Here is an 18,060-nt window from a genome sequence, read left to right on the forward strand (position 1 = left end):
AAGGGGGAATACGAAATGTTTCATACTATAGAAGAAGCAATTACCGATTTAATAGCTGGAAAGGTCGTTATTGTTGTAGATGATGAAGACCGTGAAAATGAAGGCGACTTTATTGCTTTAGCTGATGGAGTAACTCCTGAAACAATCAACTTTATGATTAAGTACGGACGGGGGTTAGTCTGTGTTCCAATTACAGAAGAAACTGCAAACTCACTAGATTTAAAACCTATGGTTGATCACAATACAGATCCTCATGGTACAGCCTTTACGATCAGTGTTGATTATAAAACAACGACAACTGGAATTAGTACCTACGAACGTTCTGAGACAATTCAAGCGCTTTTATCCGATCATGTAAAGGCTGCAGACTTTAAACGACCAGGTCATATCTTTCCTTTAATCGCAAAAGAAGGTGGCGTTCTTCGCCGCGCTGGTCATACAGAGGCAGCTGTTGACCTAGCAAGACTAGCTGGCTCTAAACCTGCGGGTGTTATTTGTGAAATTATTAAAGAAGATGGCACAATGGCAAGGGTGCCAGATTTAAAACTCATTGCTACAGAACTAGATTTGAAAATGATAACCATTAAGGATTTAATTCATTATCGAAATGTGAGAGATCAGCTTGTTCAAAGAGAAGTAGAAATTAAACTTCCTTCAGAATATGGATCATTTAAAGCAATTGGATATTCAAACGTTATTGATGGAAAAGAACATGTTGCCCTCGTAAAAGGTGAGATTAACCCAGATGAACCTATTTTAGTGAGGGTGCATTCTGAATGTTTAACAGGTGATGTGTTTGGTTCTTTTAGATGTGACTGTGGACCACAGCTACACGCTGCACTCGCTCAAATTGAAGAAGAAGGGAAAGGTGTTCTTCTTTATATGAGACAGGAAGGACGAGGCATCGGCCTTCTTAATAAAATGAGAGCATACAAGCTTCAAGAAGAAGGATATGATACTGTCGAAGCAAATGAAAAGCTTGGCTTCGCTCCTGATTTAAGAGATTATGGAATTGGTGCACAAATTTTAAGGGATTTAGGAATTACACAAATGAAATTGCTAACAAATAACCCGAGAAAAATTGCAGGTTTAGAAGGATATGATTTAAAAGTTGTAGATCGTGTACCTATTCAAATGCCTTCTAAGAAAGAGAATGAAAACTATTTGAAAACGAAACATGAGAAACTAGGTCATTACTTACACTTTTAATTAAATACAGAGGAGAATGAAAATGACGAAAACATTAGAAGGTAACTTACTTGGATCAGGATTAAGAATTGCGATTGTTGTGGCGAGATTCAATGACTTTATTACGAGCAGATTACTAGGCGGAGCAGAGGATGCACTAAAGCGACATGGTGTAGAAGCAGAGAATATTGAGGTTGCATGGGTACCAGGTGCATTTGAACTTCCATTGGTTGCGAAAAAACTAGCTGAAACAGGTAAATACGACTCTGTTATCACATTAGGAACAGTTATCCGTGGTGCAACAACACATTATGACTATGTATGTAATGAAGCTGCAAAAGGGATTGCTTCTGCATCAATGTCAACAGGTGTACCGGTTATCTTTGGAGTTGTAACAACCGAAACGATTGAACAAGCAATTGAACGAGCTGGAACAAAGGCTGGTAACAAAGGCTGGGAATCAGCAGTAACAGCTATTGAAATGGCAAACTTATTAAAAGCAATCCATTAATTTGTAGAAAACTGTTTAAAATAAGCGAAATAATGTTTATAATGTCAAGAGGAGTTATACTTTTTTGAACTAAAGTTGGAATGCTTTTCTAGAATTTTTATTGGGCACTACTCTTGCTTTCGATTATAGAAAGCTATTTCGTTTATGAGGGGTAACTATGTTAATTCGCTTTAAAAAAAGTTTCGAAAAGATTGCAATGGGTCTACTTTCCTTCATGCCAACTGAAAAGGATTTAAAGCAATTGCAACAAACCATGAAACAATATGAAACAGATGATGATTGGCAGTTGTTTTTGTGGAAAGAAGAGGATATCATTGGAGCAATCGGAGTCGTTTTTAAAGACGACGACATTGTCGAAATCGGGCACATTAGTGTAAACCCGTCCCATCGTCATCAAGGTATAGGAAAACAGATGGTCACAGCGATAACTGATCTTTACAAAAACAAAACAGTGATATCAACGGATCATACTGTAGCGTTTATTGACAAATGCAATCGTGGAGGAAATCAAGAAGACTGTGAATAATAGTAAGGCAGAAATTCATAATCATAATGAATTTCTGCCTTTTCTTTTCTCTAAAAGCATCCTATCACGCTCAGCAATTACATCACTTCTATCTCTGTTTGAATGTCGATTCACTAAATATAAATCAGCTAAATTGCTTTCTTGACACCAAACTAGGTTGAGTTTGTTACAACTAGTTATACAAAGTTTAATAAGCTCTGGATCTGAGATTGGCAAATTCAAGCTACGATAAGGCTTTTTGAGTGTGATCTCTTCAAATCTTTGTTTTAACTGACCGATTAATTTTTCATTATGTAACCCAAGTTTTATAATTGCAACTTCTTCACTTTCAAGTATGCGAATTGCGTTAGCCATCATTCTTTTCGCACCAGGAAAATTTCCACGTCTTTGGTGATACAAGCCCACAGCAATCTGAATAAGTCCTACCCAATAAAGCTTTCTGTCTTTAGGAGGATCCTCTTTCCAGTGCTCCTCTAAAACCTCGTGACACTCAAAATAATCTCGATCACCGTGAAAATGAACGAGGTAATCGATATATGCTTGATCATACATAGAAACTCCACCTTTTAAGTGCTTAATTTTCATTAGTTTATCATATTCTGAACCGTGACTCCTGATTTAAAATGAAAAAGCAAAAAGGCTGCCAATTAGGCAACCTTAAATTACTGTGCTAAAAAGTAAATCTTCTTTTACCGAGATTGCGTTTCTGTATCCAGCTCCAGCGCCTAGCCCCGACGCACAGGACGTGCTAGTGCAGTTACAGCGACAGGACGTCGCGGATGTAACTGCCTCGAGGTCATAAGCCAATTATAAATTGAAGGCAAAAAGCACCTTCTATTTATAATTGTCTTATGCTTGTCGGGGCTGAACAAGGCTCTTCCACTTTAATTACTACTTATAACCAAGCAGCGCCAACAATAATTAATAAAATAAATAACACAACGATTAGCGCAAATCCACTTCCATAGTTAAAACCTTTGTCTCCCATTTAAATTCCTCCTTAATGTCTAGCTTTTACATTGGTATCATATGAAAAAAACAAAATTTTGTATGGGCGAATAACTACTTTAGGCATTTTTTTATAACACCAGAATTTATATAATTTTAGACTTAGTATGCGTTTCTGAATCCAGCTCCAACGCCTAGACCCTCGAGGTCATAAGTCAATTCTAAATTGAAGGCAAAAAACGCCTTCTATTTAGAATCGTCTTATGCTTGTCGGGTCTGAACAAGGCACTTCCGCTTTTTTTATGAAATTAATGTTGGACATGAGTTAAGAATGCTCTATACTATATGATGGTTATATTTTTGAGTAGAATAGAAGAAATTTGGTGGGATTCACGTTGCAATATCACGTAAAAATTGATGCCTTTGAAGGTCCTTTAGATCTTCTTTTGCACTTAATCAATCGACTTGAAATCGACATTTATGATATACCTGTTTCTGAAATTACCGAGCAATATATGTTTTATATTCATACAATGCAAGAGCTTCAATTGGATGTTGCGTCGGAATATTTAGTAATGGCTGCAACACTGCTATCGATAAAAAGTAGAATGCTGCTTCCAAAGCATGAAGAAGAATTATTTGAAGATGAGTATGGTACTGAGCCTGAAGAAGACCCAAGAGAAGAGCTCATGCAACGTTTGATTGAGTACCGTAAATACAAGGAGGCGGCTCGAGATCTTCGTACACTTGAAGAAGAGCGTTCACAAGTCTACACAAAAGCACCAAGTGATTTAAGTGAGTATGCAATTCAATCCAGTGTTGAAAAACAAGCAATCAATGTCACGCTCTATGACATGCTTGGAGCGTTTCAAAAGATGCTCCGTCGGAAAAAAATCCAAAAGCCCCTTCAAACAAAAATCGCACGCCAAGAAATTCCAATTGAAAAAAGAATGGAAGAAATATTGCAACAACTAAATAGTAAACCTGGCAAAAGGCGTTTTATGGACCTATTTCCATCTAATAATCGAGACTCATTGGTTGTCACTTTTTTAGCTGTGTTAGAATTAATGAAAACGAATGCGATCATCATAGAACAAGAAAACAATTTTTCAGATATTTTTATAGTAGGAAGTGAACATTTTCATGAGCTTGGGGATTATTAAGTGGAAATCCATTGTGGAAGCCCTCTTGTTTGCGGCAGGTGATGAAGGACTAACGATTAAACAATTATCAACAGTCCTTGATCAGGATGAACTCGCAGTAAAAGAAATTATTTCGGAACTATCAGCTGACTATCAGGACAATGATCGTGGAATTGTCTTAGTAGAAATTGCTAATATGTATCAATTAACAACAAAGAAAGAACATGCTGACTATTTAAAAAAGTTGGTCGAAACGCCGGCAAATACATCTTTGTCACAGGCTGCTTTAGAAACACTAGCAATCATTGCCTATCGTCAACCGATCACACGAGTTGAAATTGAAGAGGTCCGTGGTGTGAAAACAGAAAGACCACTACACACTCTCGTTTCAAAAGTACTCGTAAAAGAGATTGGGAGAGCTGAAGGTACAGGTCGGGCAATCCTTTATGGAACGACCAAGGAGTTTTTAGAATACTTCGGCCTGAAAACTATCAAAGAGTTACCAGCGCTGCCAGAAAAAATGGAAGACGAATCTTTTCAAGAAGAAGCTGACTTATTTTTTGAGAAATTCAACGAAACCCTTGAAGATATCAAATAATTATCACAATTTCGTCTCAGATATGGTAAAATAGTTGGTAAATAACAACTCGTTTTAGATGCAGGAGTGACTAAATTTGATAGTTAAAAGCTGTAATGGTTATGAGCTTGAAAAAGAAAAGCCCAACACACCAGAAGACTTTTTCAATCGATCCGAAGTTGTTTACGAAGATGAATCTGGGAAAGAACAACAGTTATCCGTTTTATATGTACGTTACTTTGAAGAAGGTTTACAGCAGTACACACCTTTTAAGGAAAACTTAATTTTGGGTGGAGATAATCCAGTATACCTCAAAGACATTGTTGCGCTTGTTTGTTTACTTAATCACTCGACTTATTTAGCTCGTAGGAGAGTGTATATCAAATCAGCAGAAGAATTTTCTCGTCTATTTGAAGGACTAGATGTTGACAAGCTACATAAACTATTAAAAGAGCTGCAAATAAAAAATAGAGTTGTCATTTAAGTAAAGTATTGATTGATAACTAGCTCTTACATAACAAGCGATCTCTAGAAAGGGAAGTGAAGTAAATGGGAAATACCATAGTAAAATCACAAACAGAACAAGCAAAAATATTTTTAGAAAAGACAGTTGAGCAACTTTCGACTTATTTAAACGAGACAACCATCACTTCTTTACTAGACGAACATACTAGTGAAAAAGACTATTTTAAAGAGGTATTGGCCACCCTTAGAAAACTCACCGTTTATTGTGAAGAGGGACTTGATGCCTGCCAAGTGATTTTGAAAAATGATCCTTTTAGGAAATCTGCTGCTGAACAAACTTTATATAGAATTTATCACCAGTGTATTGAGGAATTCTTTAATCCAAAAAGTGATATTTGGTATGAAAATAGCCGTTCAGCGTATACAGGGAAAAATGCCATTATATTTCGACAACCAACACCACATTCACTGAACGAATTAATAGTCTCTCTTGAAGCTTCTTTTCAAACGATTCGTGAAGAACTAGATTATTACGAAACAGATTACCGTACAAAAATAATTCAATCAAAATAACGGGAGTTGTCACCTAGGTGACAACTTCTTTTTTCTACAAGATCAGAATTTATATAATTTTAGACTCAGTATGCGTTTCTGAATCCAACTCCGACGCACAGGACGTGCTAGTGCAGTCATGGCGATTGACGTCGCGTCTTTAACTGCCAGCGCCTAGACCCCTCGAGGTCATAAGTCAATTCTAAATTGAAGGCAAAGAACGCCTTCTATTTAGAATTGACTTATGCTATGCCTGAGTCTGAACAAGGCGCTTGCGCTTTTTTTTTACTTTCACTCATAACCTTTGTCCATGTGCATAAACTTGTACAAAACAAGTAAGGGGACGTGGGTGAAATGTGGCATTGGAAGCGAAGTATAGCGGGAGCAATGATTTGTGTACTGTTGTTAACACTTCTTCCGCTTCACTCATCTGCATTAGGGGTGAGTGCGAGAAGCGCGATTTTAATAGAACAAGAATCTGGGAGAATTTTATTTGAAAAAGATGCCCATACGAAAAGAAGAATTGCTAGTATTACAAAAATCATGACAGCAATTCTGGCTGTTGAATCAGGTAAGATGGATGAGATGGTAAAGGTAAGTGAACGTGCGACAAAAGCAGAAGGTTCTACCGTTTATTTACAAAAGGGTGAAAAAATAAAGCTAGAGGATTTAGTATATGGACTTATGCTTCGGTCCGGTAATGATTCTGCTGTTGCTATTGCTGAGTATGTTGGAGGCAGTCTTGAAGGATTTGTCTTCTTGATGAATCAAAAAGCTGCCGAACTTGGAATGCTGAATACTGAATTTGCCAACCCACATGGACTGGATGATCATGAAAATCATTATTCAACAGCTTATGATATGGCAATATTAACAAAATACGCAATGGGAAATCCTACCTATCAAGAGATTGCAGGGACAGAAATACATCGTGCACCGAATCCTAATGAAAAATGGGACAGAGTATGGAAAAACAAAAACAAGCTATTAACTGGATTGTATCAGTATAGTACAGGTGGAAAAACAGGTTATACCACTCGTGCAAAACGTACGCTCGTTTCAACTGCAGCAAAGGATGGATTAAATACGATTGTCGTAACGATCAACGATCCCAATGACTGGCAAGATCATATTAATCTACATAACTATGCATTTAAAGCATATGAACTCGCAAACATTAAACCAAAAGGAACACTACAAAATATAAACGATGAGTTTTATCGAAATAAGCTCTTTATTAAACGGGATGTACTTTTTCCACTAAGTCCAGTGGAAGAGGAAAAGGTTCATGTGAAGATTTCCTTGCAGCAACCAAAAGGGGAGTGGAAGAAGGATCAGCACGTACCAGATGTGGTTGGAAAGATGTTAGTTACTCTAGAGGATGACCGAATTGCTGAAGTTCCTATTTATTATGATAATGGCAATGTTGAAAAACCAAAAGGTGCATTTTGGGAGCTGTTTAGAAACCTATTTTTCGCTTCCAATGGTGTAAATTAATATGGTTAATCTCATATGGGTATTACTTACGGTTATTGGGATTGTCTTCGCAATGTTTAACGGAACAATGGAAGAAGTAAACGAAGCAGTATTTAAGGGTGGAAAAGAAGCAGTCACAATCTCAATCGGTCTCATTAGTGTCTTAGTTTTTTGGCTTGGCCTGATGAGAATAGCTGAGCAAGCTGGGTTGCTGGAAATTTTAGGGAGGATATTCAAACCAATTGTTTCTAGACTATTTCCAGAGGTTCCTGCAGAGCATCCAGCAATGGGCTATATGATATCAAATATGATGGCCAATTTATTTGGATTAGGAAATGCTGCTACGCCACTAGGCATTAAAGCGATGGAGCAACTCAAAGTTCTTAATGGAGGATCCGATACTGTTAGTCGTTCAATGATAACCTTCTTGGCAATTAACACATCGAGTATTACTCTTATTCCGACTACTGTCATCGCCATTCGAATGACCTATGGATCAGAATCGCCAACAAATATTGTCGGACCTACATTACTTGCTACAATTATCTCTGCTATTGGTGCAATATTTATTGATCGTTATTACCATTACAGGAGAACTAGAAAAGGGTGATTGAACATGGGTCTTATTAGTGCAATATCTTTGTGGTTAATCCCTGGTATTATCGGTTTTATTTTAGTATATGGAACACTGAAAAAGGTTCCTACGTACGAGGCATTTGTAGAAGGTGGAAAAGAAGGAATTGAAATCTCTCTGTCAATCATTCCATATTTGGTGGGGATGTTAGTAGCAATTACGATCTTTCGTGCGTCAGGAGCTTTAGATTTTATCATGAATTTAATGACGCCCATGTTGAATCTCCTTCATATTCCACCAGAAGTTGTCCCACTTGCTTTTATTAGACCAATCTCAGGAACAGCTGCACTTGGTATGACAACAGATCTAATTGCGACATATGGTCCTGATTCCTTCATCGGCATTCTAGCAGCAACTATGCAGGGAAGCACAGACACAACTCTTTATATCTTAACGGTTTATTTTGGTGCCGTTGGAATAAAAAAAATGGGCGACGCTCTAAAGGTGGGTTTATTAGCAGATTTAGTCGGGATAGTTGCTTCAATTGTCATAGTTACGTTATTATTTCAATAAGCGCCATTTTGGCGTTTTTTTATTTTTATAAATTAGAAGGGAAAGTAAATACCCTGCTATAAGACTAGTCGAACTTGTGAAATGACTAAGAAAGCAGTAATATGTTTACGAGGTGAACGATATGGAACGCTTACAAAAAGTAATTGCTCATGCGGGGGTAGCATCACGCCGAAAAGCTGAGCAACTGATCGTAGAAGGAAAAGTTAAAGTGAACGGAAAAGTAGTAAAAGAACTTGGAATCAAAGTCGGTGAAAACGACCGTGTTGAGGTTGAAGGGATTCCTCTAGAAAGAGAAGAGCCTGTTTATTTACTATTGTACAAGCCAAGTGGTGTAATTTCAGCTGTTAAAGATGATAAAGATCGTAAAGTAGTAACCGATTTTATTCCATATATAAAGCAGAGAATATACCCTGTAGGTAGGCTCGATTATGATACATCAGGTATTTTACTATTAACGAATGATGGCGAATTTGCAAATGCGCTTATGCACCCGCGATATGAAGTTGAAAAAACCTATGTTGCAAAGGTAAAAGGAGTACCAAGTCGAGAAAGTATCAAGATTTTAGAAAGAGGCGTTGTTTTAGAAGATGGTAAAACAGCTCCAGCAAAAGTAAAGGTAATCTCTTTTGACAAAAGAAAACAAACAACTATTCTTGAAATTACGATCCATGAAGGACGTAATCGCCAAGTAAGAAGAATGCTTGAGGCAATTGAACATCCTGTTCTGAAATTAAAAAGAGAGCAATATGCGTTCTTAACACTAAGCGGATTGAGTACAGGGGACTCTCGTGAATTATCACCACATGAAGTAAAACAACTACGAGCGCTTGTTTTACACGGTAAAAACCGCGCCTAAGGTTCACATAAACTTCAAATAATCCGGAGTGTGTAGCATTTACTTAGTGCTATACTATCTTTAGAAAGCATTAGAGTAGGGGAGTATATCATGAAAAAAAGACGATTGCTCATGCGCTCATTGATTTTAACAGTATTAATCGGTGCGTTAGCCTATACATTGTATATAAATTTCTTTACAAGTAAAGAGAGAGTAAAAGTAGGAAGTACGGCTCCGGATTTTGTGTTAACCGATTTGGAAGGAAATAAGCATCAGCTCTCTGATTATAGAGGAAAAGGTGTGTTTTTGAACTTCTGGGGAACTTGGTGTAAGCCTTGTGAGAAAGAAATGCCTTACATGCAAAATCAATACGATTTTTATAAAACACAAGGCGTTGAGGTTTTGGCTGTGAACATAGCTGAATCAAATGTTGCAGTAAAAAGCTTTGCCGACAAACACAATCTTACTTTTCCAATTCCGTTAGATAAAGATAGACAAGTCTTAAATGCTTATGGCGTTAAGCCACTTCCAACAACATTTCTTATAGATAAAGAAGGAAAAGTTGTCGAAATCACTTCGGGATCGATGACGGAGCGAATGGTTCGAGATTATATGGAAAGAATTAAACCTTAAATGGGGAGTTTTCAGGATGAAGGAAGTTAAATGCGGGTGTGGACATGTTAATCGAGATGGCACGATTCTTTGTGAATCGTGTGGCAAGCCGGTTGATTTAGAAAGCACTGCTAAATCTAATAAACTATTGGACATGCGTTATGATGGCAGTGCAAGGCGCTCCCAAACCTATAACAAAACCATTGTAGATAAAATTTGGAACTTCTTTTCTTCTGTAAAGGTTGGCGTATGGTTAATTGTTTTAACATTACTAGCATCAGCTTTGGGAACGGTTTTCCCGCAGGAGATGTACATTCCTCCTACAGTCACACCAGCTGAATTTTACGGTGACGAATATGGCTTTTTAGGTCAACTTTATTATGAGTTAGGATTTCATAATTTATTCGGTTCATGGTGGTATATGATTCTTGTTGCTTCAATTGGCATTTCACTTGTCATTGCAAGCTTAGATCGTTTTGTTCCACTGTACCGTGCTCTTAAAAAGCAAGGTGTTACACGGCATGAATCATTTATGAAAAGACAGAGACTGTTTAGCTCAACTACGATCGTCAATACTGATACAGAATTGCAACAAGTCAAAGATAAATTAAAATCTCGTCGTTACAATGTCAGAGAAGAAAACGGAAACCTACTTGCAGAAAAGGGTAGATTTTCGCGTTGGGGCCCTTATGTTAACCATGTTGGACTAATTATCTTCTTATTTGGTGCCATGCTCCGCTTTGTTCCTGGTATGTACGTTGATGAAGTTTTGTGGATTCGAGAAGGGGAAACATCAGTTATCCCTGGAACAGAAGGCAAGTACTACTTGAAAAATGATCAGTTCATAATGGAAGTCTATGAGAAGGACAAAGAAGAAGACGTGTTTGAAGATGCGATTACTAGAGTCGGTGACGGCAGCGTAGTAAAAAATTATCAATCAAATGTGACCCTATATGAACGCAAAGGCGAAATTGTCCATGGTGCAGAACCAGAATTAGAGAAAGTTAAAGACAAGGAGATTAAAGTAAATCAGCCTCTTAAACATGATTCCTATGCTCTTTATCAAGTAGATTATAAGTTAAATGAATTAAATAAGATGAAATTTAGCTTAATTGATAAAGAGACCGAGAAAAGCTTTGGAGAAATTGAAGTTGATTTATTAGATCCTGAAACAGAATACGATCTTGAAAATGGTTATAAAGTTGTGGTTTCAAGCTATTTACCAGACTTTTACTTTGATGATGAAGGTCAACCAGCAACGAAGACACGAGTTCCAAATAATCCAGCTTTTGTGTTTAAAATGATATCACCAGAAAAACCAAAGGGTGAGTCAAGCTTTGTGGCTATTCAACAAACGATTGAGCCAACAGAAGACAACATCTACAAAATGAAATTTGAAGGTGTTGAGACAAAGAACTTAACTGCTTTGACGGTTCGTAAAGACCTTACACTTTGGTTTCTTGGAATAGGTGGGGCAATTTTTATGATTGGCGTAATTCAAGGGATGTATTGGAATCACCGTCGTATTTGGTTTTTACGCAAAGGAAATGAAATTCTTATTGCAGCACATACGAATAAAAACTGGTATGGAATTAGTAATGAGTTTAACATCCTTTTAAAAGATACGTCATTGAACATACCAGAGGATCAAAAGGATAAGGAATAAGACGTTTCCAAAAGGAGGGAACAAACGTGGCAGAGCTCAGCAGTACTTTGCTGTATATCGCATTTATTCTATACTTAATTGCAACATTTTTGTTTGGTGGCTCTATTCGTGATAAACGAAACAAGAGTGACAAAATGAGTAAATGGACAACTGTTGCTATCAGTGTCACAATCGTGGGGTTTTTGTCTCAGCTAGGTTACTTCATAACGAGGGGGATTGCTTCTGGTCATGCTCCGATTAGTAACCTTTATGAATTTGGTACTGCTTTTGGAATGATGTTAGTTTTTGCTTTCATCTTATTATTTTTCATTTATAAAACGGCAATCTTGGGTTTATTTACTTTACCAATAGCACTTCTTTTAATTGCTTACGCAAGTATGTATCCGTCAGATATCACACCGTTAATTCCGGCATTGCAAAGCGACTGGTTATTAATTCATGTAACAACCGCAGCGCTCGGGCAAGCTATTTTATCGATTAGTTTTATTGCAGGACTCATCCATTTAGTTAGAGTTGTTGATCAAACAAAACCATCTAGAAGTAGATTCTGGCTTGAAATGGTCATGGGTATCGTTGTGATCACACTTGGTTTTGTTCTTATTACAAGCGTTTTTAAATTCATGGATTATGAAGTTGTCTTTAATTGGGTCGATAAAACTGGAGCAGAAGCTAAAATGGAGTATCAGTTACCAGCACTTGTTGGTCCTAATGAAGGCGAAATGTTAACCGATGGTAAAATGGCGCCATTTGTTGAATTACCACCAATCATCAATGGTAGAAAATTAAATACTGTTATTTGGTCCATTCTAGCTGGTCTAGTTCTTTATGGACTCGCTAGACTTGTTTTCAGAAAGAGATTAGCAGCTATGATCCAGCCGTTTACAAAAAACGTGAACTTAGAATTAATTGATGAAATTGGCTATCGTTCAATAGCGATAGGTTTCCCAGTGTTCACTTTAGGTGCACTAATCTTTGCGATGATATGGGCACAAATTGCATGGACACGCTTTTGGGGCTGGGATCCTAAGGAAGTATGGGCACTTATTACGTTTCTTTTCTATGCAGCCTATTTACATTTGCGTCTCTCAAAAGGATGGCATGGTGAAAAATCTGCTTGGTTAGCAGTTATTGGATTTGCGATTATCATGTTTAATTTTATCTTTGTAAACTTAGTTATTGCAGGTCTTCACTCATATGCTTAATTCTAGGATAGTATCAGCAAGCTAATCTAAAATGATTTACACTGCTGTAAGAAAGCCTTCACTCTATGCAGTGAGGGTTTTCTTTTTAAATGAACATTCAAAGGAGGCTTTCAAATGGAAGAGAATCAATATGGAAAAATACTTGTGGTGGATGATGAAGATCGAATTCGTAGATTACTCCGGATGTACTTAGAAAGAGAAAACTATGAAATTGAAGAAGCTGAGAATGGTGACGAAGCACTCGAACTAGCACTTAACCATGATTACGATTTGATAATGCTTGATTTGATGATGCCTGGTATTGATGGCATTGAAGTATGTAAGCAATTACGTGAAAAAAAGGCAACTCCAATTATCATGTTAACTGCGAAAGGCGAAGAAGCAAACCGTGTGCAAGGTTTTGAAGTTGGAACAGATGATTACATAGTCAAACCATTTAGTCCTAGAGAGGTAGTGCTTCGAGTAAAAGCGCTGCTCAGACGTTCATCTCAAACTTCGTATCTTAAGACAGATACGAAAGCAAAAAATGTGATCGTATTTCCTCATCTTTCAATTGAGCATGATGCACACCGAATTTTAGCAGATGGGATTGAAGTAAGTTTAACTCCTAAGGAATATGAGCTTTTATACTTTTTAGCTAAAACACCTGATAAAGTTTATGACCGTGAAAAATTATTAAAAGAAGTATGGCAATACGAGTTTTTCGGGGATTTACGAACAGTTGATACACATGTGAAACGTCTTCGTGAAAAATTGAACAAAGTCTCCCCTGAAGCAGCAAAAATGATTGTAACCGTCTGGGGTGTGGGCTACAAATTTGAGGTTGGCAATGAATGATGCTATGGAGAAGTGTAGTAGGTAAACTCTGGATTACCATTTTATTATTAGTTTCGTTTGTTTTATTTGTTTTAACCATATTAATGCTGGAGTTTATCGAAAACTACCATGTTGATGAAGCCGAAAAAGAGCTCACACAACTTGCAAACAAAGTTTCGGTGATTTTAGAGAGCCATGAAGATCAAGCGCTTGCTAGGTCAATTGCTTGGGAGCTTGTTGATGAGCTTACAAACATCGTCATTGTTGAAGATGATTCTACTTATTGGATCTCTCCACTTGAGGATGAGAATATACCACATTTTGACCTTGAAGCGATTAGAAAAGACCCTGAATTGTCTGTAGTCTTAGATGAAAACAGAAGAGTTAGTAAACGAACCATTATATCTGAAGATGAAACTCGTAAAATGAATGGAGAAGATGAGGTCCTTGTTGTGGGGGTTCCTTATCAGATAACAGACGATAAAGACGGTGCTGTCTATATTTCACAATCCTTACTTGCCGTCCATGAAACGACTAAGCATACAACAAAGTACATATTGTTAGCAGCAGGAATTGCAATTATTCTTACAACCGTATTTGCCTTCTTTTTATCAACAAGAATCACCTATCCTCTAAGAAAAATGCGTGAGGCTGCACAGGAGTTAGCGAGAGGAAAGTTTGACAAGAAAGTTCCAATTTTATCTCATGACGAAATCGGGGAGCTTGGTATTGCTTTTAATCAAATGGGTAGACAACTTAAATTTCATATTAATGCCCTGAGTCAGGAAAAAGAACATTTAACAAGTATTTTAAGTAGTATGGCAGATGGTGTTATTACTCTTAATATTGATGGAACGATACTCGTTACAAATCCTCCGGCTGAACGTTTTTTACAAGCGTGGTACTATGAACAAGGGATGAAAGTTGAAATTGGAGAAGAGTTACCACCAGACGCACAAGAGCTTTTTGGGCGTGTGGTTAATACCGAAAAAGAACAAATTATTGAAATTATGTTGCAAGGTAGAAGTTGGGTACTTGTGATGAGTCCATTATACAATCAGTCCTATGTTCGTGGGGCTGTAGCTGTCTTAAGAGATATGACAGAGGAACGAAGACTTGATAAGCTCCGCAAAGATTTTATTGCGAATGTTAGTCATGAGTTGAGAACGCCAATTGCGATGCTCCAAGGGTATAGTGAAGCAATTATCGATGATATTGCTAGTTCGGATGAAGAGAAAAAAGAAATATCGCAAATTATTTATGATGAATCACTTCGAATGGGACGTCTTGTCAATGATTTGCTAGACTTAGCTCGTATGGAGGCAGGACATATTTCGTTAACCTATGATGAAATTTTGATCCCTGAATTTATGGAAAAAATCAACAGGAAATTTCAAGGCTTAGCAAAAGAAAAACAAATTTCACTGCAAATTTCTATGAATCTTGAGGAACCGCAATTTAACTTAGATCCAGATGGGATTGAACAGGTTTTAACAAATCTGATTGATAATGCAATTAGACATACGAGTGTAAATGGTCTGGTGAAATTTAATGTACAATCGGTCGAAAAAGGCTTGAAGTTTAATGTACAAGACTCTGGCAGTGGGATTCCTGAGGATGATCTTCCATTTGTATTTGAACGATTCTATAAAGCTGATAAAGCGAGAACACGAGGAAGATCGGGTACTGGACTCGGGTTAGCCATTGCCAAAAACATCGTTGACGCCCACAAAGGTACAATTACCGTGCACAGTAAAGTCGACGAAGGAACAACCTTTAGCTTTTATATACCTCGAAAAAAGCTAGAATCTGATAGAATTTGACGAACAATCTTGTTTCATAAGAAACAAATTCAGGAAGCGAAAGCGCCTTGGGAAGAAGCTTTTTCTTGTAACATTGACAAACTTCTTATAAAATGAGTATAGTTGACAACTTCATTTTTTGCGAGATAGGTGTAATAAAGCATTTTTTGCTTTATCTTAATAGGGAATCTGGTTTAAATCCAGAACTGTCCCCGCAACTGTAAATGTGGACGAAATGAGAATGACCACTGTATTAAAAATCTAAATGGATTTTTAGTATGGGAAGGCTCAAAGTAGGAAGAAGCATAAGTCAGTAGACCTGCCTAACTCACAATCTTTTTGTTTCAAATCTTCGGGGGTTGAGATTGAAACGAGTCAGGCATTCGTATTTTATTACCTGAGTCGTTTTAGTCCATTCCAAACACGGAGTGGGCTTTTTTACTATTCTAAAATCGATGCGCATCGTTAGGATTAATGAAAAGTCAGTAAAAATTCTTGTCAAAGTGATAGAATCGCAAGTATCTTCTTCTTTTGCTCCTATTCTTATAGCAAGATAAACACAAATCAAAAGGAGTTTAGAAAATGAACCAATTAAAAAAATATCTTCTTCCATTACTTTTATTATTAGTGCTCGTATCTTTAACAGCTTGTGGATCTACAGGTGAAGATCAAACTGAAAAAGAGGGCTCAGAGTCAAGTGAAAAAGCAAGTGAAGAAACGAAAGAGGCAGATTTCCCAATCACCGTCACAGATGCTCTTGGAAATGAAGTGACAATTGAAGAACAACCAGAGAGTATTGTGTCTTTAATTCCTAGTAACACTGAAATTACATATGCACTTGGTATGGGAGATGCAGTTGTTGGAGTGACAGATTTTGATAACTACCCAGAAGAAGTAGCAGAGGTTGAAAAAATCGGTGGTATGGAATTTAATGTTGAGAAAATAATCTCACTACAACCAGATGTTGTTTTAGCGCATGCATCAGGAGCCCATAACTCAGAAGCAGGTTTAAAACAACTCCAAGATGCAGGTATTAATGTCATCGTTGTAAAAGATGCTACATCGATTGATGGTGCTTATGATAGCATTAATTTCATTGGTCAAGTAACAGGTACAACTGAAAAGGCTGATGAAATTGTCAACAATATGAAAGAGAGATTAGGAAATATTGAAGAAAAGGCAGCTACTATATCAGAAGAGGATAAGAAAAATGTATGGGTAGAAATTTCTGGAGCTCCTGAGATTTATACTGCGGGTAAGGGAACGTTTATTGATGAAATGATTCAAGCAGTAGGTGCGATAAACGTGGCTGCGGACTTAGAAGGCTGGCCCAAAGTTACAGAAGAAGATGCTGTTCTTTTTAATCCAGATATTATCGTTTTAACTTATGGATACTATACAGAAAATGCATTAGAGAAAGTTCTAGGTCGTGACGCGTGGAAAGACGTTCCAGCCATCCAAGAAGAGCAAGTATATGACATTCATTCTGATAAGGTTACAAGACCAGGTCCACGACTAATTGAAGGTGTAGAAGAGCTTGCGAAAGCTATTTACCCTGATGTTTACTAAAAGGTTTCGAATTTTTCACCCTTTACTTATTTCAAGTCTAATTGGAATACTATCAATTTTAGCAGGGATATCGTTAGGTACACTAACGATTCCCTTTTCTACTATTATTCAAGTTTTCCTACAGGAATTAGGTTGGGTTTCAAGCACATCTGTGGATAACACAGCCGTTAATATTATTATGTCCATTCGATTCCCAAGAGTAATACTTGCTTTTATGGTTGGAGGTTCCCTAGCAGTTGCTGGTGCGGCCTTTCAAGGATTATTACGCAATCCTCTTGCAGATCCCTATACATTAGGTGTCTCGTCAGGTGCTTCACTCGGAGCTGTCATCGTCCTTTTTTTTGGTGTTTCAGTACCATATTTAGGGATGCTGACCTTACCATTCATTAGTGTTTTATCTGCATTTTTAACGCTTTTCCTCGTCCTATGGTTTACGCGACTAGTTGAGAAAAATTTATCAGTACATACGATTATTTTAACGGGAATTATTTTTAGTTCTTTTTTAGGATCAATGATTTCACTTATCATCGCACTCTCGGGCGAAGAACTACGTCAAATTATCAATTGGCTACTCGGCAGTGTATCGATGAGAGGCTGGGATTATGTCATCATGATTTTGCCATTTTATGCTGCAGGGTTACTTGTTCTCTTTTTTTGCACAAGGGAACTTAACGCTTTTTCATTTGGGGAAGAAGCCGCAAAACACCTTGGCATTGATGTGGATAAGCGAAAAATGATGATTTTAGTAGGTGCTTCGCTGTTAACGGGTGCATCTGTAGCAGTCTCAGGTACGATTGGATTTATAGGATTAGTTATTCCACATATCACCCGACTAATTTGGGGTCCAAGACATGAGAGGTTGTTACCTCTTTCAGTGATAAATGGTGGCTCGTTCCTCGTTTTAGCTGATTTACTAGCAAGAACAATAATAATACCTAGCGAATTACCTGTAGGTGTTATAACCTCGTTAATAGGAGCACCAATTTTTGCTTTTATTTTTTTTACACGCAGTAATAGAAAGTAGTG

The 18,060-nt window shown here is 37.3% G+C and carries 20 protein-coding genes and 1 riboswitch; of the genes, 18 read left to right on the forward strand and 2 right to left on the reverse strand.

Annotated elements, in window-relative coordinates; all coding sequences use genetic code 11:
• Positions 1-15 precede the first annotated feature (15 nt).
• From ACFFIX_RS08710 to ACFFIX_RS08720, 3 genes are all read left to right on the forward strand, one after another.
• Entirely contained in the window at positions 16-1,209 is a 1,194-nt protein-coding gene (locus ACFFIX_RS08710) for a bifunctional 3,4-dihydroxy-2-butanone-4-phosphate synthase/GTP cyclohydrolase II (RefSeq protein ID WP_378932609.1), read from the forward strand.
• Between the two features lie 22 nt (positions 1,210-1,231).
• Complete coding sequence (gene ribH / locus ACFFIX_RS08715; protein ID WP_378932611.1) at positions 1,232-1,699, forward strand: 6,7-dimethyl-8-ribityllumazine synthase; 468 nt, start codon at positions 1,232-1,234, stop codon at positions 1,697-1,699.
• 157 nt (positions 1,700-1,856) lie between these two features.
• A complete protein-coding gene (locus ACFFIX_RS08720) occupies positions 1,857-2,225 on the forward strand; it encodes a GNAT family N-acetyltransferase (protein WP_378932613.1) in 369 nt (122 codons plus the stop codon).
• A gap of 21 nt (positions 2,226-2,246) precedes the next feature.
• Here ACFFIX_RS08720 and ACFFIX_RS08725 read toward each other — a convergent pair whose 3' ends face one another.
• Positions 2,247-2,777, reverse strand: coding sequence for a DUF309 domain-containing protein (locus ACFFIX_RS08725; protein ID WP_378932615.1), 531 nt, complete (start codon positions 2,775-2,777; stop codon positions 2,247-2,249).
• Positions 2,778-3,120: 343 nt separating this feature from the next.
• Positions 3,121-3,213 (reverse strand): YjcZ family sporulation protein, encoded by a 93-nt coding sequence (locus ACFFIX_RS08730; protein WP_378932619.1) that lies wholly within the window; start codon positions 3,211-3,213, stop codon positions 3,121-3,123.
• A gap of 355 nt (positions 3,214-3,568) precedes the next feature.
• Between ACFFIX_RS08730 and ACFFIX_RS08735 the strand changes: the two genes are divergently transcribed.
• The 15 genes from ACFFIX_RS08735 (at position 3,569) to ACFFIX_RS08805 (ending at position 18,058) form a co-directional block, all read left to right on the forward strand.
• Complete coding sequence (locus tag ACFFIX_RS08735; protein WP_378932622.1) at positions 3,569-4,336, forward strand: segregation/condensation protein A; 768 nt, start codon at positions 3,569-3,571, stop codon at positions 4,334-4,336.
• Positions 4,317-4,913 (forward strand): SMC-Scp complex subunit ScpB, encoded by a 597-nt coding sequence (gene scpB / locus ACFFIX_RS08740; RefSeq protein ID WP_378932624.1) that lies wholly within the window; start codon positions 4,317-4,319, stop codon positions 4,911-4,913. Before ACFFIX_RS08735 ends, scpB begins: the two co-directional genes overlap by 20 nt.
• A 76-nt stretch (positions 4,914-4,989) precedes the next feature.
• Complete coding sequence (locus tag ACFFIX_RS08745) at positions 4,990-5,376, forward strand: hypothetical protein (RefSeq protein ID WP_378932627.1); 387 nt, start codon at positions 4,990-4,992, stop codon at positions 5,374-5,376.
• A 65-nt stretch (positions 5,377-5,441) separates the two neighbouring features.
• Positions 5,442-5,930 carry a YpuI family protein gene (locus tag ACFFIX_RS08750; RefSeq protein WP_378932630.1) on the forward strand — a complete coding sequence of 163 codons (489 nt, stop codon included), beginning with the start codon at positions 5,442-5,444 and terminating at the stop codon, positions 5,928-5,930.
• 333 nt (positions 5,931-6,263) lie between these two features.
• Positions 6,264-7,406, forward strand: coding sequence for a D-alanyl-D-alanine carboxypeptidase family protein (locus ACFFIX_RS08755; protein ID WP_378932633.1), 1,143 nt, complete (start codon positions 6,264-6,266; stop codon positions 7,404-7,406).
• Between the two features lies 1 nt (position 7,407).
• Complete coding sequence (locus tag ACFFIX_RS08760) at positions 7,408-7,995, forward strand: nucleoside recognition domain-containing protein (RefSeq protein WP_378932635.1); 588 nt, start codon at positions 7,408-7,410, stop codon at positions 7,993-7,995.
• Positions 7,996-8,001: 6 nt separating this feature from the next.
• Positions 8,002-8,532 (forward strand): spore maturation protein, encoded by a 531-nt coding sequence (locus ACFFIX_RS08765; protein WP_378932638.1) that lies wholly within the window; start codon positions 8,002-8,004, stop codon positions 8,530-8,532.
• Positions 8,533-8,653: 121 nt separating this feature from the next.
• Positions 8,654-9,388, forward strand: a complete 735-nt coding sequence (rluB, locus tag ACFFIX_RS08770; protein WP_378932641.1) for a 23S rRNA pseudouridine(2605) synthase RluB — start codon at positions 8,654-8,656, stop codon at positions 9,386-9,388.
• A gap of 90 nt (positions 9,389-9,478) precedes the next feature.
• Positions 9,479-10,000 (forward strand): thiol-disulfide oxidoreductase ResA, encoded by a 522-nt coding sequence (gene resA, locus ACFFIX_RS08775; protein WP_378932644.1) that lies wholly within the window; start codon positions 9,479-9,481, stop codon positions 9,998-10,000.
• A 16-nt stretch (positions 10,001-10,016) separates the two neighbouring features.
• Positions 10,017-11,645: a cytochrome c biogenesis protein ResB gene (gene resB, locus ACFFIX_RS08780; RefSeq protein WP_378932647.1), complete on the forward strand. Its 1,629-nt coding sequence runs from the start codon at positions 10,017-10,019 to the stop codon at positions 11,643-11,645.
• Positions 11,646-11,671: 26 nt separating this feature from the next.
• Positions 11,672-12,847 carry a c-type cytochrome biogenesis protein CcsB gene (gene ccsB / locus ACFFIX_RS08785; RefSeq protein ID WP_378932650.1) on the forward strand — a complete coding sequence of 392 codons (1,176 nt, stop codon included), beginning with the start codon at positions 11,672-11,674 and terminating at the stop codon, positions 12,845-12,847.
• A gap of 114 nt (positions 12,848-12,961) precedes the next feature.
• A complete protein-coding gene (locus ACFFIX_RS08790; RefSeq protein ID WP_378932653.1) occupies positions 12,962-13,684 on the forward strand; it encodes a response regulator transcription factor in 723 nt (240 codons plus the stop codon).
• A complete protein-coding gene (locus ACFFIX_RS08795; protein ID WP_378932656.1) occupies positions 13,681-15,486 on the forward strand; it encodes an ATP-binding protein in 1,806 nt (601 codons plus the stop codon). The genes ACFFIX_RS08790 and ACFFIX_RS08795 overlap by 4 nt, the downstream gene beginning before the upstream one ends.
• A gap of 110 nt (positions 15,487-15,596) precedes the next feature.
• Positions 15,597-15,806, forward strand: a riboswitch (cobalamin riboswitch).
• Between the two features lie 241 nt (positions 15,807-16,047).
• Entirely contained in the window at positions 16,048-17,034 is a 987-nt protein-coding gene (locus ACFFIX_RS08800) for an ABC transporter substrate-binding protein (protein WP_378932659.1), read from the forward strand.
• The gene (locus ACFFIX_RS08805) at positions 17,003-18,058 is read left to right on the forward strand and encodes a FecCD family ABC transporter permease (protein WP_378932662.1); all 1,056 of its coding nucleotides are present in this window, start codon (positions 17,003-17,005) and stop codon (positions 18,056-18,058) included. Before ACFFIX_RS08800 ends, ACFFIX_RS08805 begins: the two co-directional genes overlap by 32 nt.
• Positions 18,059-18,060: the final 2 nt, after the last annotated feature.

The organism is Metabacillus herbersteinensis (genome assembly GCF_042433335.1).
Taxonomy (GTDB): domain Bacteria; phylum Bacillota; class Bacilli; order Bacillales; family Bacillaceae; genus Metabacillus; species Metabacillus herbersteinensis.

What these genes read in the sequence shown, in the direction of transcription:
- ACFFIX_RS08710 (WP_378932609.1), top strand. Translation starts at nt 16, where the DNA reads ATGTTTCATACTATAGAAGAAGCAATTACCGATTTAATAGCTGGAAAG.
- ribH (WP_378932611.1), top strand. Translation starts at nt 1,232, where the DNA reads ATGACGAAAACATTAGAAGGTAACTTACTTGGATCAGGATTAAGAATT.
- ACFFIX_RS08720 (WP_378932613.1), top strand. Translation starts at nt 1,857, where the DNA reads ATGTTAATTCGCTTTAAAAAAAGTTTCGAAAAGATTGCAATGGGTCTA.
- ACFFIX_RS08725 (WP_378932615.1), bottom strand. Translation starts at nt 2,777, where the DNA reads ATGTATGATCAAGCATATATCGATTACCTCGTTCATTTTCACGGTGAT.
- ACFFIX_RS08730 (WP_378932619.1), bottom strand. Translation starts at nt 3,213, where the DNA reads ATGGGAGACAAAGGTTTTAACTATGGAAGTGGATTTGCGCTAATCGTT.
- scpB (WP_378932624.1), top strand. Translation starts at nt 4,317, where the DNA reads ATGAGCTTGGGGATTATTAAGTGGAAATCCATTGTGGAAGCCCTCTTG.
- ACFFIX_RS08750 (WP_378932630.1), top strand. Translation starts at nt 5,442, where the DNA reads ATGGGAAATACCATAGTAAAATCACAAACAGAACAAGCAAAAATATTT.
- ACFFIX_RS08755 (WP_378932633.1), top strand. Translation starts at nt 6,264, where the DNA reads ATGTGGCATTGGAAGCGAAGTATAGCGGGAGCAATGATTTGTGTACTG.
- ACFFIX_RS08760 (WP_378932635.1), top strand. Translation starts at nt 7,408, where the DNA reads ATGGTTAATCTCATATGGGTATTACTTACGGTTATTGGGATTGTCTTC.
- ACFFIX_RS08765 (WP_378932638.1), top strand. Translation starts at nt 8,002, where the DNA reads ATGGGTCTTATTAGTGCAATATCTTTGTGGTTAATCCCTGGTATTATC.
- rluB (WP_378932641.1), top strand. Translation starts at nt 8,654, where the DNA reads ATGGAACGCTTACAAAAAGTAATTGCTCATGCGGGGGTAGCATCACGC.
- resA (WP_378932644.1), top strand. Translation starts at nt 9,479, where the DNA reads ATGAAAAAAAGACGATTGCTCATGCGCTCATTGATTTTAACAGTATTA.
- resB (WP_378932647.1), top strand. Translation starts at nt 10,017, where the DNA reads ATGAAGGAAGTTAAATGCGGGTGTGGACATGTTAATCGAGATGGCACG.
- ACFFIX_RS08790 (WP_378932653.1), top strand. Translation starts at nt 12,962, where the DNA reads ATGGAAGAGAATCAATATGGAAAAATACTTGTGGTGGATGATGAAGAT.
- ACFFIX_RS08795 (WP_378932656.1), top strand. Translation starts at nt 13,681, where the DNA reads ATGATGCTATGGAGAAGTGTAGTAGGTAAACTCTGGATTACCATTTTA.
- ACFFIX_RS08800 (WP_378932659.1), top strand. Translation starts at nt 16,048, where the DNA reads ATGAACCAATTAAAAAAATATCTTCTTCCATTACTTTTATTATTAGTG.